Origin of the sequence: Massilia sp. Dwa41.01b (assembly GCF_014171775.1) — a bacterium.
In the GTDB taxonomy this organism is placed as follows: domain Bacteria; phylum Pseudomonadota; class Gammaproteobacteria; order Burkholderiales; family Burkholderiaceae_D; genus Telluria.
Genome location: NZ_CP050454.1, coordinates 4516449 through 4540248, shown reverse-complemented (window position 1 = coordinate 4540248; position 23800 = coordinate 4516449). Strand labels below are relative to the sequence as shown.

The 23800-nt window shown below is 66.7% G+C and carries 21 protein-coding genes and 2 pseudogenes; 16 read left to right on the top strand and 7 right to left on the bottom strand.

Annotated elements, in window-relative coordinates; genetic code table 11:
* Positions 1 to 153 precede the first annotated feature (153 nt).
* From G4G28_RS20855 to G4G28_RS20845, 3 genes are all read left to right on the top strand, one after another.
* The gene (locus G4G28_RS20855; RefSeq protein WP_182989763.1) at positions 154 to 915 is read left to right on the top strand and encodes a helix-turn-helix transcriptional regulator; all 762 of its coding nucleotides are present in this window, start codon (positions 154 to 156) and stop codon (positions 913 to 915) included.
* Between the two features lie 179 nt (positions 916 to 1094).
* Positions 1095 to 1802, top strand: coding sequence for an alpha/beta fold hydrolase (locus tag G4G28_RS20850; protein ID WP_182989762.1), 708 nt, complete (start codon positions 1095 to 1097; stop codon positions 1800 to 1802).
* Positions 1803 to 1875: 73 nt separating this feature from the next.
* On the top strand, positions 1876 to 2859 hold the full coding sequence (locus G4G28_RS20845; protein WP_183107791.1) for a hypothetical protein: 984 nt from the start codon (positions 1876 to 1878) through the stop codon (positions 2857 to 2859).
* Positions 2860 to 2936: 77 nt separating this feature from the next.
* Here the strand turns inward: G4G28_RS20845 and G4G28_RS20840 are convergent, their stop codons facing one another.
* Positions 2937 to 3437 carry a hypothetical protein gene (locus tag G4G28_RS20840; RefSeq protein ID WP_182989760.1) on the bottom strand — a complete coding sequence of 167 codons (501 nt, stop codon included), beginning with the start codon at positions 3435 to 3437 and terminating at the stop codon, positions 2937 to 2939.
* Between the two features lie 203 nt (positions 3438 to 3640).
* Positions 3641 to 4609 (bottom strand): ribonuclease Z, encoded by a 969-nt coding sequence (locus G4G28_RS20835; protein WP_183107790.1) that lies wholly within the window; start codon positions 4607 to 4609, stop codon positions 3641 to 3643.
* Positions 4610 to 4894: 285 nt separating this feature from the next.
* Here G4G28_RS20835 and G4G28_RS20830 point away from each other — a divergent pair, with 285 nt between their 5' ends.
* Positions 4895 to 6316: a cache domain-containing protein gene (locus tag G4G28_RS20830; RefSeq protein ID WP_183107789.1), complete on the top strand. Its 1422-nt coding sequence runs from the start codon at positions 4895 to 4897 to the stop codon at positions 6314 to 6316.
* On the top strand, positions 6247 to 6966 hold the full coding sequence (locus tag G4G28_RS20825; RefSeq protein ID WP_183107788.1) for a GGDEF domain-containing protein: 720 nt from the start codon (positions 6247 to 6249) through the stop codon (positions 6964 to 6966). Before G4G28_RS20830 ends, G4G28_RS20825 begins: the two co-directional genes overlap by 70 nt.
* Here G4G28_RS20825 and G4G28_RS20820 read toward each other — a convergent pair.
* On the bottom strand, positions 6861 to 7847 hold the full coding sequence (locus G4G28_RS20820; RefSeq protein WP_229507759.1) for a cytochrome P450: 987 nt from the start codon (positions 7845 to 7847) through the stop codon (positions 6861 to 6863). The two genes, G4G28_RS20825 and G4G28_RS20820, sit on opposite strands and share 106 nt — an antisense overlap.
* A 513-nt stretch (positions 7848 to 8360) precedes the next feature.
* Here G4G28_RS20820 and G4G28_RS26930 point away from each other — a divergent pair.
* Positions 8361 to 8966, top strand: a pseudogene (locus G4G28_RS26930) (homocysteine S-methyltransferase family protein); the annotation flags it as partial.
* Positions 8917 to 9414: a homocysteine S-methyltransferase family protein gene (locus G4G28_RS26925; RefSeq protein ID WP_229508109.1), complete on the top strand. Its 498-nt coding sequence runs from the start codon at positions 8917 to 8919 to the stop codon at positions 9412 to 9414. The pseudogene G4G28_RS26930 and the gene G4G28_RS26925, both read left to right, overlap by 50 nt.
* A 78-nt stretch (positions 9415 to 9492) precedes the next feature.
* On the opposite strand, the gene G4G28_RS26920 is transcribed toward G4G28_RS26925, so the two are convergent.
* On the bottom strand, positions 9493 to 10572 hold the full coding sequence (locus tag G4G28_RS26920; RefSeq protein ID WP_229507758.1) for a nitrogen regulation protein NR(II): 1080 nt from the start codon (positions 10570 to 10572) through the stop codon (positions 9493 to 9495).
* 434 nt (positions 10573 to 11006) lie between these two features.
* Positions 11007 to 11522 (bottom strand): annotated as a pseudogene (locus tag G4G28_RS26915) (CHASE domain-containing protein); the annotation flags it as partial.
* Between the two features lie 676 nt (positions 11523 to 12198).
* Between G4G28_RS26915 and G4G28_RS20805 the strand changes: the two are divergent.
* The 3 genes from G4G28_RS20805 to G4G28_RS20795 all read left to right on the top strand — a co-directional run bounded on the left by G4G28_RS20805 (position 12199) and on the right by G4G28_RS20795 (position 14662).
* Positions 12199 to 12570 (top strand): hypothetical protein, encoded by a 372-nt coding sequence (locus tag G4G28_RS20805; protein WP_229507757.1) that lies wholly within the window; start codon positions 12199 to 12201, stop codon positions 12568 to 12570.
* Between the two features lie 224 nt (positions 12571 to 12794).
* Complete coding sequence (locus G4G28_RS20800; protein ID WP_229425231.1) at positions 12795 to 13679, top strand: acyltransferase; 885 nt, start codon at positions 12795 to 12797, stop codon at positions 13677 to 13679.
* 362 nt (positions 13680 to 14041) lie between these two features.
* On the top strand, positions 14042 to 14662 hold the full coding sequence (locus G4G28_RS20795; RefSeq protein ID WP_182989754.1) for an LON peptidase substrate-binding domain-containing protein: 621 nt from the start codon (positions 14042 to 14044) through the stop codon (positions 14660 to 14662).
* Positions 14663 to 14812: 150 nt separating this feature from the next.
* On the opposite strand, the gene G4G28_RS26910 is transcribed toward G4G28_RS20795, so the two are convergent.
* Positions 14813 to 15085 (bottom strand): hypothetical protein, encoded by a 273-nt coding sequence (locus G4G28_RS26910; protein WP_229507756.1) that lies wholly within the window; start codon positions 15083 to 15085, stop codon positions 14813 to 14815.
* Between G4G28_RS26910 and G4G28_RS26905 the strand changes: the two genes are divergently transcribed.
* Positions 15070 to 15417 carry a hypothetical protein gene (locus G4G28_RS26905; RefSeq protein WP_229507755.1) on the top strand — a complete coding sequence of 116 codons (348 nt, stop codon included), beginning with the start codon at positions 15070 to 15072 and terminating at the stop codon, positions 15415 to 15417. The two genes, G4G28_RS26910 and G4G28_RS26905, sit on opposite strands and share 16 nt — an antisense overlap.
* A 353-nt stretch (positions 15418 to 15770) precedes the next feature.
* Entirely contained in the window at positions 15771 to 17318 is a 1548-nt protein-coding gene (locus tag G4G28_RS20785) for a DEAD/DEAH box helicase (RefSeq protein WP_183107787.1), read from the top strand.
* A gap of 42 nt (positions 17319 to 17360) precedes the next feature.
* On the opposite strand, the gene G4G28_RS20780 is transcribed toward G4G28_RS20785, so the two are convergent.
* Entirely contained in the window at positions 17361 to 19058 is a 1698-nt protein-coding gene (locus tag G4G28_RS20780) for a histidine kinase famiy protein (protein ID WP_182989753.1), read from the bottom strand.
* A 433-nt stretch (positions 19059 to 19491) separates the two neighbouring features.
* On the opposite strand from G4G28_RS20780, the gene rfbB reads away from it, so the two are divergent.
* From rfbB to G4G28_RS20760, 4 genes are all read left to right on the top strand, one after another.
* Entirely contained in the window at positions 19492 to 20574 is a 1083-nt protein-coding gene (gene rfbB / locus G4G28_RS20775) for a dTDP-glucose 4,6-dehydratase (protein WP_182989752.1), read from the top strand.
* The gene (rfbA, locus tag G4G28_RS20770; protein WP_182989751.1) at positions 20571 to 21464 is read left to right on the top strand and encodes a glucose-1-phosphate thymidylyltransferase RfbA; all 894 of its coding nucleotides are present in this window, start codon (positions 20571 to 20573) and stop codon (positions 21462 to 21464) included. Before rfbB ends, rfbA begins: the two co-directional genes overlap by 4 nt.
* Positions 21465 to 21720: 256 nt before the next feature.
* Complete coding sequence (locus tag G4G28_RS20765) at positions 21721 to 22818, top strand: DegT/DnrJ/EryC1/StrS aminotransferase family protein (protein ID WP_183107786.1); 1098 nt, start codon at positions 21721 to 21723, stop codon at positions 22816 to 22818.
* Positions 22815 to 23750 (top strand): glycosyltransferase family 2 protein, encoded by a 936-nt coding sequence (locus tag G4G28_RS20760; protein WP_183107785.1) that lies wholly within the window; start codon positions 22815 to 22817, stop codon positions 23748 to 23750. Before G4G28_RS20765 ends, G4G28_RS20760 begins: the two co-directional genes overlap by 4 nt.
* Positions 23751 to 23800 lie beyond the last annotated feature (50 nt).

Below are 23800 nucleotides of genomic sequence, written 5' to 3'. Positions count from 1 at the left end.
TTTTTCATTTGACAATCCACGCGGCTCAACTATTCTCTTCCGAGTCCTTCTCGTTCCCTGGCGCAGCATGCAAGGCCCTCGACAGGCTGGCGGCAGGCGGAACCGGGGCACTGTCCACACAAAAAAAGCATCAGAATCTTGGGGGAGACCGAGATGAACCACGCCGCACAGGGCGATCTGGACAAGCGCATCATGGACGTGCTGGTCGGCTGTACGCAGGTGCGTACGGTGGACGAGTTCACGCGCGTGATCGAGGGGCCGTGCCGCGCCGTGCTGCCGCATGAGGCGATGCTGTGCGGAATCGGCGGCGTCAGCCGTCAGGGCAATCACGTGCGCAAGGTCCTGCATGTGAATTATCCGATGGAGTATTTCGAGCCCCTGCGCGACGAGGACGGGCGGCTCGACAGTCCCCTGATGAAGCGCTGGCGCGAAACGCTCGAGCCGCAATGGTTCCAGAGCGGGCGCGACGACGACCAGCTGCCGGGCGACTGGGTGCGCCTTTTCAATAAGTACGATCTGCGCAATACGATCGCGCACGGCGTGCTCGACCTGGGCGGGGTGTTTTCCAGCTTTTTCATTTTTTCGCGCCTGCCCGGCGAGATCGGCCAGGAGCATGCCTACCTGATGAAGCTGCTGACGCCGCACCTGCATTTCGCGCTGGCGCGGGTGCTCGCCGCGGTCGACGATTACCAGGCTCGTCCCGTCAAGAACAGGAAGGCGCTGAGCGAGCGCCAGCGCGAGATCCTGCACTGGCTGCAGGAGGGGAAGACGAATTGGGAAATCGCGAAGATCCTCGATTTGTCGGAGCTGAACGTGAAATACCACATCGACCAGATCTTCCTGAAACTCGAAGTGCGCAGCCGCGCCCATGCGGTGGCCAAGGCGCGCGACTGGATCGGCGGGCGCGCCTGCTAGCACGCGCGCACCCGACGCGCCGGTCCCTTTCATGCAACATGACTCCCTGAACGGGGAGTGGCATACGGCTGGCCTTCCTCCTAGAGTGGATCGTCTTGCGGGCCCATGCCGCCGGCAAGGGACGGACGCCATAACAACGACAAGCGTCCGCCATACCACGACAACACGGAGGAGAAACCATGTCTGGAAAACCGTTGGGTTTTACGCGGCTCGTTGCCGCCGCATTGCTGTCCCTGGCCGGGGCGGGCGCCCAGGCCGCCTGCCTCGACAACGTCGTGCTCGTGCACGGCAATACCGGCTCGCCGGCCGACTGGAACAACACCGTCGCCACCCTGAAGGGCCGCGGCTACCTGGCTTCGCAGCTGTTCCTGCCGAACTGGGGCTCGAAGACGAATCCCGCCAGCAACGATCACGGCACCGCGAACACGAGTCCGGTCAAGAGCGCCATGACCTCGGCCCATGCCAGCTCCTGCACCGGCAAGATCGACGTCATCGGCCATTCGATGGGCGTGACCCTGGCGATGAAAGCGATCAACGAACTCGGCTACGCCAGCCGCGTCAATTCCTTCGTCAGCGTCGCCGGCGCGCAGTGGGGCCTGAATTCCTGCGGCGTGTATCCCTACAATGTCATCACGCCCACCTGTGGCGCGAACGGCCTGTCGATCGACAGCCCGCTGACCAGATCCGTGCGCGGCAAACGCTATGGTGCGAAGATGTATTCGATCAAGAGCTGGATCGACGAGGTGGTCTGCTATGGCAGCTGCTATGTCTACGGTGCGCATACCAGCAATGTCGACCTGCAGAACTCGACCACCGACTATGCGCTCGGGCACTTCGGTTTGCAGACGCAGACCACGAGCCGCCAGGCCGATCTGTTGATGAACTAAAGCCGGGGCTGGGCGGGCGTGCTCGTCCAGCCTGATCATGGGTCAAAACATGTCGCAGAAGGAAAGCAGCACCGTGAACGTACCATCCCTGCCATCGCGCCTCGTCCCTGTGCTGCTCAGCTTTGCCGTCGGCTTCGGCCTGGCCTGGCTGATCCGTGCTCCCGACGCCGCGCCCCCCGGACCGGTGGCGTCCACCGTCCAGCCGGCTGCCGGCCCGGGCTTTGGCGATGCCTGGAGCGCGCCGCCGGCGGCCGCGCAGGCGAGCGCACACCTCGCCGCGGCAACCCTGCCACCCGCCGCCGGTGTCGACGCCTTGTGGGCGAGCGCCCTGCAGCCGGGCGAGCGCGGCGAAGCGGCTTACCAGGCGGAAGACCGGCTACGCAAGCTGGCGCAGACCGACCCGGCGGCGCGGCGCAAGCTGATCGGCTTTTACGACACGGCGCAGACCACCCAGGCGCGCGACCTCCTGAAAACCATCCTGTCCACCGTGCAGGCGCCGGACGTCGTGTTCCTTGCCAATCGCCTGGCCAACAGCGGCAACCTGGTCGACCGCACATTCGGTTTCGACATGCTGCGCAGCGTGGCGCCGAACGCGCCCGAGACGCGCAGCCTGGCGCGGCGCGTACTGGCGAGCGAACAGTCGCCCGCGGTGCTGATCGGCGCCCTGTCCGCCTTGCAGGCCGGTGCGGCCGATCCCGACGAAGCGGCGCAGGTGGTCGCGCAACTGACCACGCTGTCGCAGCACGCCGATCCCGTCGTGCGCAGCCGCAGCCTGCAGCAATTGGGGCAGTGGGACAAGAGCGGGGAGAGCGGCCCGCGCCTGGCCCAGGCCCCCGGGCGACAGCGCGCCAGAGGTGCGTCAGGCGGCGATTTTCGCGATTGCCCAGACAGGGGCGCGCGACCCGGGCGTCAGGACAGCCTGCTGGCGCTGGCGGCGAATGGCCAGGAAAGCCGCGACGTGCGCGGCAGCGCCTTGCAGGTGCTGGAGCGCTTTCCGCTCAGCAAGGAAGACTATGCCCACTTTGCCCGCCTGCGGGCGCAGCTGCAGGCGCAATGAAAAAAGCCCACCCGAGGCATCGGTGTGGGCTTGCGCTTGGCGCGCCTGACATGGCGCAGTCGGATGGGCTGTGCCGGTTATTGCACAGCTGGGGCGGCGTCCGCCGCCTTCTGCGCATCGAAACGCAGCTGGGCCTGGCGGGATTTCTCGACATAACCCTGGTAGGCCGGGATGGCCACTGCCACCATCGATATCGTGATGAGCACGGCAGGCGCCAGGCACAGGACCACGCCCCAGATCGTCCACGTGCGCTGGACGCGCTTGAAGTGCTCGACACTGTCCCAGTGTTTGTTTTTCCACGCCATTTCACGGCCCTTGACGCCGAGCCAGATGGAAACGAAGAAGCCGATGAAGGGAACGATCGCAAGCAGCCCGATCCAGGTGCGGTTGCCGATTGCCCAGATCCAATTCATGAGGAAGGCGCCCCAGCTCCAGCCGGCAATGCCGGGCGGCAGCGGTTCGTAACCCGAAGCCGGGGTGACGGTCGACGTGTTGGCGGAAGTAACGGGTACACCGGCGCAGACGGCGCAGGCTTGCGCCGCGTCCGCTTGCTGGGTGCCACATACTGAGCAGAACATGAGAGTAATCCGTGAAAATCGGGGCGAAACACCGGCAGGATTGCCAGTGCCATTCCGGTGGCGTCTATTGCCGCTCGGAAACTAGCCGCGATTCTAACGGCCAATTCGTCTGTTAACCTCACGAATATTCACATTGTTGTCAAATGACACCATCAAAGGGCCTGTCCATGCCACAGGCTGGGCAAGCTCAGGCATGTGGACAGTCAGGCGTCCGCCAGCGCCGCCAGCACCCCGTGGCGGTCGAGCGCATAGCGTTGCAGGTCGCTGGCCAGGAACAGGGCGCCATGGTAGGCGGCGCGCGCCTCGTCTTCGAGCGCGTTCATCGACAGCTTGCCCTCGCCTTGCTGGTAGCGCGGGCTGAAATGGGTGAGCACCAGGTTCGGCACGCCGGCCGTTTCGGCAAAGGCGGCCACCGCCTGGGCCGAGCTGTGCTGGGGGCCGGGTCCTACCTTTTGCAGGACTTCCTCGGTGTAGGTGGCTTCATGCACCAGCACGTGCGTATCGCGCACCTGCTCGGCGAGCAGCATGGGTGTGTCGTTGTCGCCGGCGACGACGATGCGGCGCGGCTGCCGTCCAGGCAGCAGGTAGTCGGCACTGCGCGCCACGCGGCAGTCAGGCAATTCGATGTCCTGTCCGCGCTGCAACTGACCCCAGCCGGGACCGGAGGAGATGCCGTCGCGCTCGAGGCGGCCGATGTCGAGGCGGCGCTCGACCGCCTTCTCCGTGAAGCCGTAGGCATAGGAGGGCACCCGGTGCGACAGCGGCGCGGCGTCGATGCGCAGGTCGGGCAGGGTGTCGTTCGTCCAGCCCGGCTCGACGGTGGCGAAGTCGAGCGGGTAGGGCAGGCGCAGCTCGGTGGTGTCGATCACCGCGCGCACGAAGCGCTCCACCGCTGGCGGACCGGCAATCAGCAGCGGCTCGCTGCGGTTCATCAGGCCGGCGCTGGCCAGCAGGCCCGGCAAGCCGTAGCAATGGTCGCCGTGGATATGGGTAATAAAAATCGCGCGCAGGCCGATCACGGACAGGCTGGTGCGCAGCAGGCGGTGCTGCGTGCCTTCGCCGCAATCGACCAGGTACCAATGTTTCGAACCGCTCGCGCGCAGCGCCAGGCCGGCGACATTGCGGCTTCGGCTCGGCGTGCCCGACGAGGTGCCCAGGAACTGCACATCCATATCATCCTCCAGTGTCTGGGGCGATTATGGATGCAAGGCCGGGGGAGCGGCACGGGATTGCCGATCAGGCACGGCTGGACAGGCAGCGGCCACGCGGTGAAATATTATTTCATGGTGGTCTGGGGATGAAAGTATATTTCTTTCAGGTCACAGCTTGTAGGATGATGCCTACAAACAACAATTCATCAGTTTTACTTGTCCTGCATATATCGCACCGGTAGAATTTCCTCAAATAATCTTTCGTCAATCGACAGGCCGGCAGCATCATGCCGGGTCATCCCGGCCATGCCCCTCCAAACCATCCAATCGTTGCGTGCCAGCGGCGCTTCCGGGGCCTATTTCCGTCCCGGCGTGCTGCGCCGCCTGGCGGTGTTTCTCGCCATCGGCTTGCCGCTGGTCTGGGGCTTCGTCGTTTACCAGCGCCTGCAACTGACCGACACGGCGCGCGAGGACAGCCAGCGCAATGTCCAGAACCTGGCGCACGCCTTTGCCGAGGAAGTGCGCTCGAGCATGGTGACGATCGACCTGTCGCTCAGCCAGTTGCGCCTGAGCTGGCTGCGCAATCCCGAGCACTTCGCCGACATCGCAGGCGAACTCAACTCGCACCTGCACGGCACCCTGGCGATCAACCTGGCGGTGACGGATGCGCGCGGGCGGGTGGTGTTCTCGAATATCGCCGGCGCGCCTGCCCAGGTCGACCTGGGCGACCGTGACCATGTGCGCGCGCACCTGGGCTACCCTGGCGATGCGCCGCCCGACCGCCTCTACATCGGCACACCGGTCAAGGGCCGCCTGTCCGGACGCTGGACGGTGCAGTTCTCGCGTCCCATCCTCGACCGCGACGGCAAGCTGGCCGGCGTCATCATCGCCGGCGTCGCGCCGGACTATTTTTCCCGCTTTTACAGCAACATCAAGATTGGCGCGGATGCCTCGATCGCACTGGTACGCGTGGGCGGCGTCGTCATCGCCCGCACCACGCACGACCTCACCATGCGCGACAGCGGCAAGGTGCTGACGGGCTTTCCCTACATGCCGGGCAGCGGCTCCTACGGCACGTTCCAGCGGGTAAGCCGGCTCGACGGCGTCGACCGCCACTACGGCTGGCGCAGGCTGTCCGACTATGGCCTGGTGGTGACGGTCGGCCAGTCGGTGCGCGAGGCCGACGCCCAGTACGCCCGCCAGCAGGACAGCCTGCTCTACACGGGGATCGGGGTCTCCCCGGTGCTGGCACTGGCGGGCTGGGCAGCCGTGGCGGCCTCGGACAACCGCCAGCGCGGCATCGCCTCGCTGGCCGCAGCCGAGGCGCGCTGGCAACTGGCGCTGAACGCGGCCGGCGAGGGCGTCTGGGACTACAGTTTTTCCAGCGGCCTGGTGACCTTGTCGCCGAGCGCCCGGGGCATCGTCGATGCGCCCGCCACCCTGATGCCCTTCGACCGCAACGCCTTCCGCCTGATGGCCCATCCGGACGACGCCGCGCCAGTGCTGCGCGCGCTCGACGCCCACCTGGCCGGCGCCACGCCCGACTATGTCGTCCAGTACCGCACCCGCCTGGGCAATGGCAACTGGCGCTGGGTACTGGCGCGCGGCCAGGTCGCCGGCCGTGCCGTCACCGGCGAACCCTGCGCATCGTCGGCACCGTGGCCGATATCGATGCGCGCAAGCTGCAGGAAGACGCGATGCGCCACCAGGCCCATCACGATATGCTGACCGGCCTGCCGAACCGCCTGCTGCTGGCCGACCGCCTGCGCCAGGCACTGCTGGCGGCGCAGCGCGAAGGGCACAAGCTTGGCCTCATCTTCTTCGACCTCGACAAGTTCAAGCCCGTCAACGACACCTATGGCCACGCGGTCGGCGACATCCTGCTGCAGCAGGTGGCCACGCGCCTGCGCGCCACCCTGCGCGCGAGCGACACGCTGGCACGCCTGGGCGGAGACGAATTCGTCGTGCTGCTGCCGCGCGTGTCCGACAGCGGCGACGCGCGCAAGGTGGCCGAGGACATCCTGCGCGAGCTGAACCGGCCCTTCGTCACCGAAGGGTTCACGCTGTCGATTTCCGCCAGCCTGGGCGTGGCGGTCGCGCCCGATTGCGGCGACGATGCCGACGGCTTGCTGCGCTGCGCCGATGCGGCGATGTACGATGCCAAGCTGCACGGACGCGGGCGCGTGGCCGTGCACGATCCTTCCCAGGCCTGCGTCGCGCCACCGCAGGCCGCCCGCGCGCCGCCTGAGCCGCGTCCCGGCAGCGTCCGCCCTCAGCTGGCGCGCGCCAGGCGCACGTGGCCGATCTCGACACCGCTGGTCGGCAGGGTCGGCATGCGCGCCAGGCTGATGTCGAGGTTCTGCTGCGGCACGTCGTAGTCGACTTCGGTGGCCAGTAGCCGCAGGGCCGACTTCGTCAGCTCCACGGTCGCCATCTCGCCCGGACAGCGGTGGCTGGTGGCATATTCGCCGCCGCCCTGGGGAATCAGGTCGAAGCCGCTACCCTGCCAGCCATCGAAACGCTCGGGGCGGAAGCTGTCGCCGTCGCCCCAGGTACCCGGATGGCGATTCGTGCCGAACATGTCGAGCAGCACCCAGTCGCCCTTGGCGAACTGCAGCCCGTTCCACTCGAAGGCGGTGCTGGCGCGTCCGCCAATGGCCGGGAAGAAGGGGTAGTAGCGGCGCACCTCCTGTACGAACATCTGCAGCGCGGCATCGTCGCTGCCCACGCGTGCGCGCCATTGCGGGAACTCGTGCAGCGCCAGCGCGCCGAAGACGATGTAGCGTGCCACCGCCACCACCGGCCGCAGGATATTGATCAGCTCCACGCCGGCATGCTCCATCGACAGCACCTCGCCGTCGGCGTCGCGGTGGAAGGCGATCGTCGCCAGCGGGCTGGCTGGATCGACCGGGCGCCCCATCCGTACCGCCTCGATGTGGCCGCGCGCCCACTCCTCGGTATGGCGCCGCAGCGATTGCCCCAGCCAGTTGCGCGGACCGACCGCGCCGGCGCCGTCGATCATGGCCGAGAATTCGGCGGTGCGCAGCACGGCCTCTTCCTCGTTCACCAAAGGCACCCCGGCCCAGGCGCAGGCGGCGCGGCAGAGCACGGCCTGCGCTTCCCGGATCAGCACCACCTTGCGCAGCCGCGTCCAGCGCGCGAAGTGGCGGCGCCATTCGGCTTCGGCCAGCGCCACCAGGCGCGCACGGCTTTCCGGCGACTGGATCGCCATCATCATCGCCTTGCGCACCCGGTGCATCTCGCCGTCGAGGGTGTGGGCGCTGCCGTGGTCCTGCAGCAGGAACCAGCGCCGTGGGCGGGATCGCGCCGCGGCGCGTGAAGCGATTCGGCTGGTAGAACATGCGCGCTGCCGCTTCGCCGCGCATGCAGACCACGCGCTTGAGCATCAGGCGGGTGGAAAACATGTCGGTGCCGAGGGCGTCGCAGCGGTTGCCGATGAAACGGTAGCCTTCGCTGAGCAGCGCGGTGGTGTTGTCGAAGCCGGGCGCTTGCGGCACGGCGCGATGTACGGGCTGGGCGGATCGATGGTGCTCGGTCATGGTCGCTCTCCTTTTGATGCCGAGTGTGCCAGAGCGCGCCCGCGCGCAATGTGCGCTGGCGCGCGCTCGGCAGCTTGTCCCGCCTCATGTCGCGCCAATGTCGCACTTTATGCAACAGCAGCCGGTTGCCGCCGCAGTGAAGGCGCTGGAGGCGGGCGTGTTGTGGCAGCTCAGGCGCGCGCCACGCACTTGCGGGAACCAGCGGCAGGGCGATGTGTTCCAAGCTAGCGATGCCGGCACGGCGAGTTTTTCCTGGAGGCACTATGAACCGCTACCGCAAGCGCTTGCCCCAGCAGGGTGGCCGGCTGTTCCTGGCCGACGCCGGGCTGGAAACGATGCTCAGCTTCCAGCAGGGGCTTCACCTGCCCTCGTTCGCCTCCTTCGTACTGCTGCGCGAGGAGGAGGGGCGCGCCGCCCTGCGTGCCTATTTCGAACGCTTCGTGCGCCTCGCCCAGCTGCACCGCACCGGTCTGGTGCTGGAAACGCCGACCTGGCGCGCCAACCCCGACTGGGGCCGCAAGCTCGGCTACAACGAGCTCGCCCTGGCCGAGGCCAACCGCGACGCCGTGGCGCTGGTGGCGGCGGTGCGCGATGCCTGCGAAGCCGCCCCGGCGCCGGGCGCCACGCCCCAGGCAGGCGCGGCCATCCCCATCGTCATCAGCGGCAAGGTCGGCCCGCGCGGCGATGGCTACCATACTGGCGAGCGCATGGGGGCGGCCCAGGCGCACGACTACCACCTGGCGCAGATCGCCACCTTCGCCGCCACCGATGCCGACATGGTCGCCGCCTTCACCATCACCTACCCGGACGAGGCGATCGGCATCGTCGACGCCGCCGCGGCCTGCGACATGCCGGTGGCCATTTCGTTTTACCCTCGAACACGGAGGCCGGCTGCCTTCGGGCGACCCGCTGGACGAAGCGATTGCGCGCACCGATGCCGAGACCGGGGCCTATCCCGCCTATTACATGATCAATTGCGCGCATCCGAGCCATGTCGAGCCGGCGCTGCAAACCGAGGGGGCCTGGCGCCGGCGCCTGCGCGGCCTGCGCGCCAACGCCTCGCGCCGCAGCCACGCCGAGCTCGACGAATCAACCGAGCAGGGCGATGGAGACCCGCAGCAGCTGGGCGAGGACTACCTGGCCCTCCATGGGCTGCTGCCGCGGCTGAACATCGTCGGCGGTTGCTGCGGCACGGATGAACGCCACGTCGAGGCGATCGCGCGCCGCCTGCTGGCCGTGCAGCGCGAAAGGAGGGAAGACGTGTGATACGGGCCGGCAATCGCTGTGGCTCGGCAAGCCGCTGGCAGGTGCGAACGAAGAGCATGTCGCCCGTGCCCTGCGTTGCTACTGCGCCGGCTTGCCCGCCAGTGCCGTCGCCAGGTCGTCCGCCTCGGCCATCGTGCGCGGCAGGTAGATGCTGACCGTCGTGCCTTCGCCGGGCACGCTGGCAATGCGGATGTGGCCGCCGCTCTGCTTGACGAAGCCATGGGCCATCGACAGTCCCAGGCCCGTGCCCTTGCCTTCGGGCTTGGTGGTGAAGAAGGGTTCGAAGGCGCGCTCCATGACTTCCGGCGGCATGCCTTCGCCGGTATCGGTCACGGCGATGCGCACGTACTCGCCCGGTTCGATCTCCGGGTCGGCCGTGGCGGCGGCGCTGTCGATGGACAGATTGTCGAGCGCGATCGTCACCTTGCCCTTGCCGCCCATGGCATCGCGCGCGTTGATGACGAGGTTCAGGATCACGTTCTCGAGCTGGTTCGGGTCGACCAGGGCATTCCACAGCGTGGCGCCGCCGGCCAGGTCGATCGCCACCGATTCGCCGGCCGCGCGCTGCAGCAGGCTGTCCATGCGTTCGAGCAGGCTGCGCACGTTCACCACGCTCGGGTGCAGCGGCTGGCGCCGGGCAAACGCCAGCAGCTGCGCCGACAGTTTCGAGCCACGCTCGACCGCGTCGAGGATGCTGCGCAGGCGCTTCTCGGCATTGTTGTTCGACTTCAGCAGCAGCTGCACGTTGGCACTGATGATGTGCAGGATATTGTTGAAGTCGTGGGCAACGCCGCCGGTCAGCTTGCCCACCGCTTCCAGTTTCTGCGATCGGGCCAGCGCCGTGCGCGCCTCGTCCAGGCGTTGCTGGCGCAGCCGCTCGCGCGCCTCGAGTTCGCGCCGCGGGCGCAGGTCGCGCAGGAAGGCGCTGGCGCCGGCGCCCACTTCGGCGGGCAGGGCGGCGACGACGATCTCGACCGGCACCGGGCTGCCGTCGCGGCGCTGCGCGACGATCTCGAGCGGCACGCCCACGGCCAGGCCCTGGCCGTCGGGCGCGAACTGGGCAAAGCCGCGGCCGGCTGCACGCTGCTGGGGCGGCAGCAGCAGTTCGCCGACGTCGCGCCCGACTGCTTCCAGCTCCTGCCAGCCGAACAGCTGCACCGCCCGGGCATTCCAGTCGGTGACGCGGCCTGGGCATCGACGGCAACGAAGGCGTCGTAGGCGTTCTGCAGGATCACGTACATGCGCGCGCGCTCGGCCTCGATATGTTCGTAGGCTTCGCGCAGCTCCAGCGTCATGGCCCGCGCCAGCCCCATCGCGCGGCGGCGGGCGCTGGCCAGCAGCCAGACGATCAGGGACAGCAGGAAGCCCAGGCCGACGCCGGCCACCGCGATTGCGCGCGGACGGCGGCTGTCGAGGCGCGCTTCGAAACTGGCGGAGGAGGCGATCTCGAGCGTCCACGGACGGCCGGCGACCGTGGCCGGCAGCGTCTGCTGGAATAGCGGCCGGCGCCAGCCCGCCGTGTCTTCGGAGCGGTACAGCAGCGCCGCCGGATCGGCACGCGGGCCGTCGTAGACCGCCACCTGCAAATCGGCCGCGTGGGTACCGCCGATGCCGCGCATCAGGTCGGCCATCCGGAACGGGGCATACACCCAGCCGGCGATGGCGGCGCGGCGCTGTTCGATGGTCGCGGCCGGCATGCCGGCGCGGTACACCGGCAGGTACATCAGGAAGCCCGGCTGGGCATTGCGGCCTTCCTGCACCAGCACCACCTTGCCCGTGACGGCGGCGGCGCCGCTGTCGCGCGCGGCGATCATCGCGGCGCGGCGGGTCGGTTCGCCGTACATGTCGAAGCCGAAGGCGCGCAGGTTGCGCCCGGCAAACGGTTCGATATGGGTGATCGAGGTGATCAGGCCAAGGCTCGTGTCCGGATGAGTCGTGTAGTCGGGAAAGCCCTGGGCCCGCACCGCCGCCTGGTGCTCGGCCACCTGCCGGGGCGGAATGATGCTGGCAATGCCGAGCGCCTCGATGCCGGGAAAATGTTCCTGCAGATTCTGGATACGAAAATACTCGGCGAACTCGGCGCGGCTGATGGCGACATTGCCGCGCATGAAGCCACGGGTGCCGCGCAACACCTGTTCGTAGACGGCCATGCGCCGCCCTGTGCTGTTGGCCAGGTCGCGTGCGCGGTAGTCGAACTGGGCGCCGAGGTCGGCCACGACATCGCGGCGCGCACTGTTCCAGGCCCAATAGGTGAGCAACAATGAGGCAAGGAAAACCAGTCCAGCCAGCGCCAGGGGCGCCCAACCGCGCTGGGTGGGGACGCCGGGGAGGGGGCTGGTCTGCTTGGATTCCGGATGGGGCATGTAGTCTGGATGAGTGAGCGGCACGCTTGCGACGCAACACCACGATGCGGGCTCGCCCAGCGAGCATACGCGTCGGCGCCGCTGCGGGGCGCACGCTTTTAGGAAGGCCGAAGCTGGATTATCGCAGGGTTCAGCGCGCGTCCGCGCCGGCGTCGGACGGGACCCTGCCGGTGCGGTGGCATTCCGATGCGGGCGCCGTGGCTTGTCCCCTGGCGGCATCGTGCCGTCGCCGCCAGCAAGCGTGCCGCCAGGGCCGGTGCCCGCAAAAAATCTATCCTGAATGCTACAATCCCGGGCCGCCCGCCGGCGGCTGACCGAATCCTTTCCATGAATCCCATGTCTTCCCTGCTGCGCCGTCATCCGCTGCCGGGCGCGCTGGCCGGCGCACTGTTGCTGGCCATCCTGTGGGGGCGCTGGCCCCTTGCGCGACCCCAGCCACGAACGCCTGCTGACCTTCCCTGCGCGCACGAGCGCGAAGGGCGCGCCCCTGCGCACGCTGGCCTTGCCGACCGAAGTGCGGCTGACCCGGGGTGTCCAGGACGTTTTGCTGCTGCGTAACCGCGATCGCGTCGCCCACGTGTTCGGGCCGGTCCAGTTGCCGCCCGGCCAGGAGTTCCGCCTGCCGTTCGAGCAGGCCGGCAATTATGCTTTCGCCTGCCCGGCGGTGCCTGGCGGCGAGCTGACGGTGCACGTCGTGCCCCTGCCCGACCCCGGCTGGGAGCGCCTGCGCTGGCGCCTGGCCGCGCTCGTCAACGGCTTGCGCACGCTGCCGCTGGTGGCGCCGGAAGGCTAGGGCCTGGCGACACCTTGTTCCCCGCGTCCTTGATCCTGGGCACCAGCGGCATCTGTCACGCACCTTCGACCAGGGCAGGACCTGGACCCTGCTTGCCTTGATTGCAATAATGCTCGTACACTGCGCGATGTCAAATTTATGTCATGGATGGATGAACGACGGCCATGTCGAATGCTTGAGGCGGCAAAGCCGCACCCCTGTCGTGAACGAAACGGGTAAATCGATTGAACGAGGCGAGCGATCAACTGCTTGCGTTCCGATTGAAACTGCTTTCCTGCCCCGGAATTAGAAAAATCAATTTGCTGAATAAAGGCTTATCCATGATACATCCCACCGCGCTAATCGACAGCAAGGCAAAACTGGGTTCCAATGTGAGCGTTGGCCCGTACACTATCATTCATGGAAACGTCATCATTGGTGACGACACGGTGATCGGTTCTCACTGCGAAATCGGTGTCCCTTCCGCATTGTCTGGCGGTACGCCGTTGGTGATCGGAAAGGCTTCGTTGATTCGTTCGCACAGCGTCTTTTACGAAGGTTCCGAGTTCGGCGACAAGCTGTCGACGGGCCACAGCGTCACCGTTCGCGAAAAGACGAAAGCCGGCGAAGCTTTCCAAATCGGCACATTGGGCGATATCCAGGGACATTGCGAGATTGGCGACTATGTCAAGTTCCACAGCAATGTGCATATTGGCCAGCACTCGACCATCGGAAATTATGTCTGGATTTTCCCTTACGTCGTATTGACCAATGATCCGCATCCGCCGAGCAATGTCATGATGGGGGTGACGATCGAAGACTACGTCGCGATTGCCACGATGACGACAATCCTGCCGGGCGTGACGGTGAAGTCAGGGGCGCTGGTTGGCGCTCACAGTTCGGTCAACAGGACCGTCGAGCCGGACAGCGTCGTTGCCGGCAGCCCTGCCAAGTTCATTTGCCATACCAGCGCCATCAAGCTCAAGGATGGGTCGGGCGAAAGTGCCTATCCGTGGAGAAGGCATTTCCATCGCGGCTATCCGGAGGCGGCGGTAGCAGCCTGGGTGGCCGAGTTTGCCTCCGCCGATACCGGGTCGGCGCGTTCGTCGAAGGATCCGAGCGCCTCTTGAAGGGCGCCGGCCCGTAGCGCCTGCTGCCTGGCAGGCTCGGCAGGCCTGGTACTTCCCCGCTTCGCCTGCGGATTCCTTGTGCATGGGCGGCCACATGCCCCAGCCGCCTTTCCGATCCCAATGCTGCCGGTCCCAGCCAGTCGACGCTGCCGGGGCCCGCTTTCCAGGCGAACGCGGCTCCCGCGACCGTGACCTTCCTGCCTGAATAATTGCCACCTGAGGAATTCACGCCAGGCGGGGAGATGTCCCTCTCGACGCTGCACATCGTCTCGGATTGGGGGGGCTGGCAAGTCGCTCCGAGGCGGGCACCGATGCCCCGCAATCGTGCTGCCCTCAGGTCGGCGATTCTGTCATGATGGGGCATGGCGACGATTTCCCTACCATTGTTCCCACTGAGCACGGTGCTGTTCCCGGACGGGGTGCTGCCGCTGCAGGTGTTCGAGGCGCGCTACCTCGACATGGTCAGCCGTTGCCTGACCGAGGACACGCCCTTCGGCATCGTCCTGCTGACCCAGGGACATGAAGTGCGTGCGCGCGGCAATGCGCCCGAGCGTTTCGTCGAGGGCGGCACCCTTGCCACCGTCTGCGATACCACCGCCACCACGCCGGGCCTGCTGCAAGTCGTCTGCCGCGGCGGCGCCCGCTTCGAAGTGAAGTCTTCGCAACAACGATTGAACGGACTGTGGATGGCCGATGTCGAACTCATCGAGGGCGACCAGGCGGTGCGCATCCCTGCCGAACTGCAAGGCGCGGCCGACGCGCTTGACCGTGTGCTCGCTTCGCTGCACGATGTGCCTCAGGAGCGCTGGCCGGTACAGCCGCCTTTCCGCCTGGAAGATTGCGGCTGGGTGGCGAACCGCTGGTGCGAGCTGCTGCCGCTGCCGAACACGCAGAAACAGAACATGCTCATGCTCGACAATCCGGTGATCCGGCTCGAGCTGTTGCACGACGTGCTGGACGAACATGGCTTGATCACTTCCTAGCGCTGCCATGAAATTTTCGGACGAACTCCTGATTGCTTTCGTCAACGGCGAACTCGCCGAACCGGCCCGTGCGGCCGTCGAGCGTGCAATCCGCGCCGACCCCGTCATTGCCGCGCGGGTGGCGCAGCACCGCGCCCGCCGCAGCCGCGTCTACGGCGTCGTCGCCGGCGGACGCGACACCGGCTCCCACGGCCCTTCCCACGGCGCCCACAGTGGCGCCAAGGTGGTCCAGCTCGACACCGTGCGCGCCGCGCGCACCGGTGTGCTGCCGCCGCCGGCACCTCCTGCGCCGACCTGGGCGCGCCGCCACGTCGCCGCCGTCGTGGCCGCGCTGGCTGCCGGTGCGCTCGCGGGTGCCTTCGGCTGGCGCGCCTGGCAGGGCGAGGGGGAACTGGCCTCGCTCAGCGGTGCCGACGGCGCCATCGTCGCCAGGGGCACCTTGCCCGGGCCCGGGTGGTCAGCTGGCCAGTCCCGGTCCCTCGGGGCGGGTACGCATCGGCATCAGCTTCCTCGGCAAGGACGGCAAGTACTGCCGCAGCTTCGTGATGGACACCACGGCGGGCCTGGCCTGCCGCGACGGCATGCACTGGAAGATACCGGTGCTGGCCCGGGGTGCGCTTGGCGCCGCACGGATGGATGGCAATGGCCTGCCGCCCGCCGTCCTCGACGCCATCGGCCAGCGCATCGCCGGCACGCCGCTCGACAGCACCGCCGAACGCGCTGCCCAGGCGCGCGGCTGGAAGCGGGAAGGGTAGACGCCCGCCACCTTGCGCCCGCCATTGGCGGCGCTTGCCAGCCTGCGCCCGGACCTCGCAGTCGCCCGCCGGAGCAATTTCCGGCCAGGCAGAGGAGAGCCTCCCGAGGCAAGCCAGCACGATTCCATATACACTGTCTTGATTTTGCGGTAACCTTGAGGGCGCTATAGAGTAATCTCTACGTCCGCGCCACGGTTTTTGCCGGCGCAACCTGCCACCGAGCCGGCCGCGCGCCGTGCCCCAGCCGGCGGCTCGCCCGCCCCTCCGGGACTTGTCAGCGCCGGCCCCAGCGTGGGCGCGTTGCCGCAGCCGCCTCGCGCGTAGAGCCATTGATTTAATGCCCGGAAAGAATAATGTCTGAAACACCGATGAACAACGAAGCTGGAGAAGTAACGGGCGCCGCCGTACCCGACACCGTGCCGGACGCCGTACCGGACGCCGTAGCGGATGTCCGCTTTGCCGACTTCGGTCTGGCACCCGAGATCCAGCGCGCCCTGAACGACCAGGGCTACGTCCATCCGACCCCGATCCAGGCCCAGGCCATTCCGATCGTCCTCCAGGGCCGCGACGTCATGGGCGCCGCCCAGACCGGTACCGGCAAGACCGCCGGTTTCTCGCTGCCCATCATCCAGTTGCTGCTGGCCCACGCCAACCCCAGCATGTCGCCTGCGCGCCACCCGGTGCGCGCGCTGATCCTGACGCCCACGCGCGAGCTGGCGGTGCAGGTGGCCGACAACGTCAAGGCGTATTCGCGCCACACGCCGCTGCGTTCGACCGTCGTCTTCGGCGGCATGGACATGAAGGGGCAGACCGCCATCCTGAAAAGCGGCGTCGAGATCGTGATCGCCACGCCGGGCCGCCTGCTCGACCACATCGAGCAGAAGAACGTCAGCCTGGCGCAGGTGCAGATGCTGGTCATGGACGAAGCCGACCGCATGCTCGACATGGGCTTCCTGCCCGACCTGCAGCGCATCATCAACCTGCTGCCGAAGAAGCGCCAGAATTTGATGTTCTCGGCTACTTTCTCGCCAGAAATCAAGAAGCTGGCCAACAGCTTCCTCGACAAACCGGTATTGATTGAAGTGGCGCGCAGCAATGCCACCGCCGAGAAGGTCACGCAGGTCGTCTACAAGGTCGACGAAGAACAAAAGCGCGACGTCGTCGAATTCCTGATCCGCCAGCGCGAGCTGAAGCAGGTGATCGTGTTTTCCAACACCAAGATCGGTGCCTCGCGCCTGTCGCGCCACCTGGAACAAACCGGCATCAAGGCCTCGGCGATCCACGGCGACAAGACCCAGCAGGAACGGATGGCCGCCCTCGAGTCCTTCAAGAAGGGCGAGATCGAAGTGCTGGTGGCAACCGACGTCGCCGCGCGCGGCCTCGACATTTCCGACCTGCCGTGCGTGATCAACTTCGATTTGCCCTACAACGCGGAGGACTACGTGCACCGCATCGGCCGTACCGGCCGCGCCGGCGCCTCGGGCGACGCCCTGTCGGTGTACTCGGACAAGGACGAGCGCTTGCTGGCCGACATCGAGAAGCTGATCAAGCAGACCATCACGCGCGGCGAGCTGGCCGGTTTCGCACCACGTGGCCGCGGCCGCGATGCCGAACGCGGCGAACGTGCGCCACGGGGCGAACGCGTCGAACGCGGTGGCGAGCGTGGCGGCGAACGCAGTGCACCGCGCCGCGCCGACGCCGATGTGCGTCCGGCACGCAGCTACGGCGCCGGTCCGTCGCCGCGCCGCGAGAAGGTCGATCCGTGGTTCCTCAAGCCCTACGAGCCTGCCAGCGCACCGCGCCAGGAAGCCGCACCGGCGGCTTCAGGCAACGCCCGTGGCAAGCCGAAGCAGAAACTGGCCGCGCTGCTGGGTGGCCTGCCGAAGCCGCAGCCGCAGTAAGCCGCCGGCGCAAGATCTGGCCGGATCAACGCCGGCATCGATTCACTCGGTCGCGGCGGCCCGTGGCAGGATCGCGAGCACCCGCGACAACAGCTCTTCCTGGTGGTAGGGCTTGGTGAGGATATCGAACGGCTGGGTGCGCGACACTGCCGGCAGTTCGTCCATGTAGCCGGTGGTGATCAGGATGGGCGTATCCGGCCGGCGCGCGCGTACCTGGTCGGCCAGCTGCAGGCCATTCATCCCGCCCGGCATCATCACATCGGTAAATATCAGGTCGACTTCCTTGCCTTCCGTGAGCAGCGCCAGCGCCTGCTCGCCGCTCGGCACCGCCATCACCGCGTAGCCAGCTCCGCCCAGCACGCTTTCGGCCAATTCGCGCACGTCCTCGTTGTCTTCAACGACCAGGATGCGCGGCTTGCTCGCTTGCTCTTCTGCCGAGGCCGGTTGCGTGGCATCGGCGCGGGTCGCTGCCTCTTCCTTGCTGTCGGCCGGGAAGATCATGCGCACCGTGGTGCCGCGGCCGGGCGTGCTGTCGAGTTCAAGGCGTCCACGCGACTGCTGCACGAAACCATGCACCATTGCCAGACCGAGGCCCGTGCCTGGTCCCTTGGTGGTGAAGAAGGGTTCGGTCGCGCGCCGCATCACTTCCGGGGCCATGCCTTCGCCTTCGTCGATGATCGACACGATCACCTGGCCGCTGGCGGCCGGCCCGTCCTGGCTTTCCGGCCTGTCCGGCTGCCACTGTGTGCGCACCCACACCGCGCCGCCTTCTGGCATGGCATCGCGCGCATTGATGATGACGTTGAGCAGGGCCATTTCGAGATGGGTCGGATCGAGCCAGCAGGAGGGCAGGCCGGGATGCAGGTCGAGTTGCAGCCGCACGCGGTCGCCCAGGGTGCGTACCAGCAGGTCGGAAAATTCGGCCAGCAGGGCGTTCAGGTTGACCCGGCGCGGCTCCAGGCGTTGCTTGCGCGCGAAGGTCAGCAACTGCTGGGTCAGCTTGCCGGCCTTCATCGCCGCGCGCTGGGCGCGCTGGATCGGCTCGGCCGCCCGGGTATGGGGGCCGAGTGCCAGCATCGCGAGCTCCAGGTTTCCGTTGATCACCTGTAGCAAATTGTTGAAGTCGTGCGCCATGCCGGCGGTCAGCTGGCCGATGGCTTCCATCTTCTGCGCCTGTACCGAGGATTGTTCGATCGCGCGGCGCTGGGTGATGTCCATCTGCGAGGCGAAAAAATACAGCAGCTCGCCGTCCTGGTCGAAGATCGGTCCGATGTACAGGGCGTTCCAGAAGGCGCTACCGTCGGCCTTGTAGTTCAGGACGTCGACGGCCACGGCGCGCCGCTCGGCCAGGGCGGCGCGGATCTCGTCCACCGTGTTCGGGTCGGTTTGCGGTCCCTGCAGGAAGCGGCAATTGCGGCCGATGACGTCCTTCTCTTCGTAGAGCGTGAGGTCGAGGAAGGCGCGGTTGGCGAAGGCAATCGGATTGTCCGGCTGGCGCGGATCGGTCACCACCATCGGCATGCGCGTCATTTCGACGGCGGCGAAGAAGATGTTGCCGCGGTCCTGGAGGCTCGGGTTTTCGATATAGCCGGCCTGCCAGTGCTTCATGCCCGGATTGCCAAGCGGATTGAAAGCGCTGCCCTCGACCTCGCCGTCGGCAGGCACGCCGACGCTCTGGCCCTTACCCTGCAGGTCAAGGGCCTTGCCCGCACTCTCTTCAGGGGTCGATCCGGTAGCCATGGGTTCCTTTCGCGCCTTCCGCAGGCGGCCGTATGTCGTTGCGAGGTAGTACCGGCTCGATGCTAACGCGGAGGCGGGTTCGCCAACTGTGCGCGTCTTCACCGAATGTCCGAAACGAAAAAGCCGACGGGCGGGAGGCGGATCAACAGCGCGCACCTTAGTAATTGAGTAACAACGCGCACATCATGCTAACATTCGCTATTGCGTGCTGATGACTTAGGGCGACAGGCCGTAACTCGCACAGCCGCATCGTGGGCGATCTTGTGCCAATACCTCGACGCCTGCCGACAGGCCCCCGTATCAACATGAACTGCCCGTGCCAGACGCGTGCATGCGAACGCCAGTCCGAGTACCAGCGGCACGCCGCTGGCAGCTCAGGTGGATACACCACGCGTCCTGTTGGCAATGTCCAACCTCATGCATGGAAAATGGAATGATTATAGTTACCGGCGGGGCCGGATTCATCGGCTCGAATTTTGTCCTTGGCTGGCTGGCGCATTCCGACGAGCCTGTCATCAACCTCGACCGCCTCACCTACGCCGGCAACATCAAGAATTTGCACAGCATCGAGGGCGACCCGCGGCATGTCTTCGTCAAGGGCGACATCTGCGACCCCGCGCTCGTTGCCGAACTCTTCAGGACCTACAAGCCGCGCGCCATCGTGCACTTCGCCGCCGAAAGCCATGTCGACCGTTCGATCCACGGGCCGGCCGAATTCATCCGCACGAACATCAACGGCACCTTCACCCTGCTGGAAGCCGCACGCGCGTACTGGAGCGGCCTCGACGGCGACGCGAAAGCTGCTTTCCGTTTCCTGCACGTCTCGACGGACGAAGTCTACGGCACCCTCGACGCCGCTGCGCCGCCATTCTCCGAAACGACACCTTACGCGCCGAACAGCCCCTACTCGGCAAGCAAGGCAGCGTCCGACCACCTGGTGCGTTCCTACCATCACACCTATGGCCTGCCGACGCTGACGACCAACTGCTCGAACAATTACGGGCCGTACCACTTTCCCGAGAAACTGATCCCGCTCGTGATCGCCAATGCGCGCGCCGGCAAACCGCTGCCGATCTACGGCGACGGCCTGCAGGTGCGCGACTGGCTGTACGTGGGCGACCACTGCGCCGCGATCCGGACCGTGCTGGCTGGCGGGCGGACGGGCGAGACCTACAACATCGGCGGCTGGAACGAAATGACCAACCTCGAGGTGGTAACGCGCCTGTGCGCGCTGCTCGACGAACTCGAGCCGAAAGCCCAGGGCAGCTACCGCGACCAGATCACCTATGTCACGGACCGGCCAGGGCACGACCGCCGCTATGCCATCGACGCCCGCAAGATTGAACGCGAACTGGGCTGGAAGCCGGTCGAAACCTTCGAGACCGGCATCCGCAAGACGGTCGAGTGGTACCTCGCCAACGATGCCTGGGTGCGCGACATCCAGTCGGGCGAGTACCTGACATGGATCGACCGGAACTACACGGCCAGGGACGCTACACCCGGAGTATCGCCATGACGACAAACATCCAGCGCAAGGGGATCATTCTTGCGGGCGGGTCCGGTACCCGCCTGTACCCGGTCACCCGCAGCGTCTCGAAGCAATTGCTGCCTGTGTACGACAAGCCGATGATCTACTATCCGCTGTCGACCCTGATGCTGGCCGGGATCCGCGACATCCTGGTCATCTCGACGCCGGAAGACACCGGCCGCTTTGCCGAATTGCTGGGCGATGGCAGCCAGTGGGGCCTGAACCTGAGCTATGCCGTCCAGCCCACGCCCGACGGCCTGGCACGCGCCTTCGTGATCGGCCGCAGCTTCGTCGGGCAATCGCCCTCGGCTTTGATTCTCGGCGACAACATCTTCTACGGTACCGACCTCGAGGCGAAGCTGCGCTCGGCCGGCGAGCAGCCTGAAGGCAGCACGGTGTTCGCCTACCACGTGCACGATCCCGAACGCTATGGCGTCGTCGCGTTCGACCAGGAGCGCCGCGCGATCAGCATCGAAGAGAAGCCGGCCGTGCCGAAATCGAACTACGCCGTCACGGGCCTGTATTTCTACGACAACGATGTCTGCGATATCGCCGCCGGCATCACGCCATCGGCGCGTGGCGAATACGAAATCACCGACGTCAACCGGGTCTACCTCGAACGCGGCCGCCTCGATGTCGAAATCATGGGTCGCGGCACGGCCTGGCTGGACACCGGCACCCACGATTCGCTGCTCGAGGCGGCACAGTTCATCGCGACCATCGAAAAGCGCCAGGGCCTCAAAATCTGCTGCCCTGAAGAAATCGCCTACCGCAAGAATTACATCGATGGCGAGCAGCTCGCCAGGCTGGCCGCGCCACTGGAAAAGAACGGCTACGGCCAGTACCTGCAGCGCGTGCTGAACGACCGGGGCGTCTGAGCGCATCTGCTCGGCGCAGCGTCGAAGGCGGTGCGCCTGCCCGGCAGGGCGGTGCCTTGCCGCCTTGCGGGTCGTTCAGCGATATCGAGGATGGAATCTGGCCGGCAAGCGCTTGCGTGCGCCCTTGCCTGCCATGTCGGCTGTTGCCACGAACAAAAAAGGCGCCGGCGCAATGTGCAGATTACAATAGTAAAATTTTCTATCTTACAATTTCAATATGCGCCTCGCCGCGCAGGTTCCAGTGAGGGTAATACGAATGCAGCAAATTAATGACTTGTCCGCGCGGATCGGCCAGTACCAGGAGCAGATCCAGGCAGCGGTGGCGCGCGTGATCGCCAGCGGCTGGGTAGTGCTCGGACCGGAAGTGAAGCAGTTCGAGCAGGCCTTCGCCGCCTACATCGGCGCCAGCGACTGCATCAGCGTTGCCAACGGCACCGATGCGATCGAACTCGGCCTGAAGGCGATCGGCGTGGCCGCGGGCGACCGTGTCGCGACCGTCGCCAATGCCAGCATGTACACCACCACGGCACTGCTGGCCATCGGCGCCGAGCCGGTGTTCATGGACGTCGACCTCGACAGCCGCTGCGCCAGCCTGGCCGAAGTCACCCGCGCGGTCGATGCCGGGGTCAAGGCCGTCGTCGTCACCCACCTGTACGGCCTGGCGGCGCCCGAGATCGCCGGGATCGCCGCTTTCTGCGCGCAGCGCGGGGTGCCGCTGTTCGAGGATTGCGCCCAGGCGCACGGCGCGGCTATCGGCGGCAAGCGCACCGGCACCTTCGGCCTCGCTTCCAGCTTCAGCTTCTACCCGACCAAGAACCTCGGCGCCACGGGCGACGGCGGCGCCGTCGTCACCAGCGACCCGGATGTGGCGCGCCGCATGCGCGCCTTGCGCCAGTACGGCTGGTCGGACAAGTACAAGGTCGATGTCGCGGGCGCCCGCAACAGCCGCCTCGACGAGATGCAGGCGGCCATCCTCAGCGCCTTCCTGCCGGGCCTGGACGACGCCAATGCGCGCCGCCTCGCCATCGCGGAACGCTACCGTGCCGGCTTGTCCCATCCGGAAGTCCAGGTGCCGCAAGCCGGCGGTTCGGCCTACGTCGGGCACCTGTACGTGATCCGCAGCCCACGGCGCGACGCGCTGCGCGCGCACCTGCGCGAGGCCGGTATCGCTTCCGATGTCCATTACCCGATTCCGGACCACCGCCAGCCGGTGTTCGGTGGGCGCTATGCCGAGGTGCGCCTCGACAATACCGAGCGTCTCGCCGCCGAAATCCTGACATTGCCGTGCTACCCCGAGATGCGCGACGCCGACGTCGACCGCGTCGTGGAGGCTGTCAACGGCTGGGGCAAATGAAGTATTCCGTCGTTATCCCGGTCTACCGGAACGCCGAATCGATTCCGCGCCTGGTCGAGGCGCTGATCGGCATGAACCGCGCGCTCGATGGCGAGATGGAAGCGGTGTTCGTCGTCGATGGCAGTCCCGACCAGTCGTTCGCGCTGCTGCGCGAGCACATCGAACGCCTCGACTTCCCGGCCCAGCTGCTGGCGCACTCGCGCAATTTCGGCTCGTTCCCGGCCATCCGGACCGGCCTGCAGGCCGCCCGCGGCAGCTTTTTCGGCGTGATGGCGGCGGATTTGCAGGAGCCGCCCGAGCTGCTCGTCGCGTTCTTCAGGGCGCTTGCCGCCGACGAATGCGATGTCGCCATCGGTACCCGCAACGCCCGCAACGATCCGGCGTCCTCGCGCCTGGCGTCGTCCCTGTTCTGGGGCATGTACCGCAAGCTGGTCGTGCCCGACATGCCGCCGGGTGGCGTCGACGTATTCGGTTGCAACACCGTCTTCCGCGACCAACTGCTGGCGCTCGACGAGTCGCGCTCTTCCTTGATCGCGCTCATCTTCTGGCTCGGTTTCCGGCGCAAGCTGGTCGGCTACGAGCGCCTGGTGCGCCAGGAGGGCAAGTCGGCCTGGACCCTGAGCAAGAAGATCGACTACATGATGGACAGTATCTTCGCATTCACGGACTATCCGATCCGCCTCTTGATGCGCATTGGCGCGCTCGGCTCGGCCGCGTCGCTGGGCGTCGCCCTCATGGTGGCCGTCGCCCGGCTCGTCGGTGCCATCTCGGTACCGGGCTACGCGGCGACGATGCTCGCGGTGCTGGTGCTGGGCGCACTCAACCTGCTCGGCCTCGACCTGGTCGGTACCTACGCCTGGCGTGCCTACGAAAACAGCAAGCAGCGGCCGCTGGCCGTGGTGGCGATGCGGGTTGCCAACCGGGTCGGGTGATGCCGGCCGGGTTCGGCAGCGGGACCGTGCTGGCGCGCCGATGATCGCTG

Bases quoted from the DNA above. Each gene is read 5' to 3' on its own strand.
- G4G28_RS20855 (WP_182989763.1), top strand. From the start codon at position 154: ATGAACCACGCCGCACAGGGCGATCTGGACAAGCGCATCATGGACGTG.
- G4G28_RS20850 (WP_182989762.1), top strand. From the start codon at position 1,095: ATGTCTGGAAAACCGTTGGGTTTTACGCGGCTCGTTGCCGCCGCATTG.
- G4G28_RS20840 (WP_182989760.1), bottom strand. From the start codon at position 3,437: ATGTTCTGCTCAGTATGTGGCACCCAGCAAGCGGACGCGGCGCAAGCC.
- G4G28_RS20835 (WP_183107790.1), bottom strand. From the start codon at position 4,609: ATGGATGTGCAGTTCCTGGGCACCTCGTCGGGCACGCCGAGCCGAAGC.
- G4G28_RS20830 (WP_183107789.1), top strand. From the start codon at position 4,895: ATGCCCCTCCAAACCATCCAATCGTTGCGTGCCAGCGGCGCTTCCGGG.
- G4G28_RS20820 (WP_229507759.1), bottom strand. From the start codon at position 7,847: ATGCACCGGGTGCGCAAGGCGATGATGATGGCGATCCAGTCGCCGGAA.
- G4G28_RS26925 (WP_229508109.1), top strand. From the start codon at position 8,917: ATGCCGACATGGTCGCCGCCTTCACCATCACCTACCCGGACGAGGCGA.
- G4G28_RS20795 (WP_182989754.1), top strand. From the start codon at position 14,042: ATGGCGACGATTTCCCTACCATTGTTCCCACTGAGCACGGTGCTGTTC.
- G4G28_RS26910 (WP_229507756.1), bottom strand. From the start codon at position 15,085: ATGGCGCCGTCGGCACCGCTGAGCGAGGCCAGTTCCCCCTCGCCCTGC.
- G4G28_RS20785 (WP_183107787.1), top strand. From the start codon at position 15,771: ATGTCTGAAACACCGATGAACAACGAAGCTGGAGAAGTAACGGGCGCC.
- G4G28_RS20780 (WP_182989753.1), bottom strand. From the start codon at position 19,058: ATGGCTACCGGATCGACCCCTGAAGAGAGTGCGGGCAAGGCCCTTGAC.
- rfbB (WP_182989752.1), top strand. From the start codon at position 19,492: ATGATTATAGTTACCGGCGGGGCCGGATTCATCGGCTCGAATTTTGTC.
- rfbA (WP_182989751.1), top strand. From the start codon at position 20,571: ATGACGACAAACATCCAGCGCAAGGGGATCATTCTTGCGGGCGGGTCC.
- G4G28_RS20765 (WP_183107786.1), top strand. From the start codon at position 21,721: ATGCAGCAAATTAATGACTTGTCCGCGCGGATCGGCCAGTACCAGGAG.
- G4G28_RS20760 (WP_183107785.1), top strand. From the start codon at position 22,815: ATGAAGTATTCCGTCGTTATCCCGGTCTACCGGAACGCCGAATCGATT.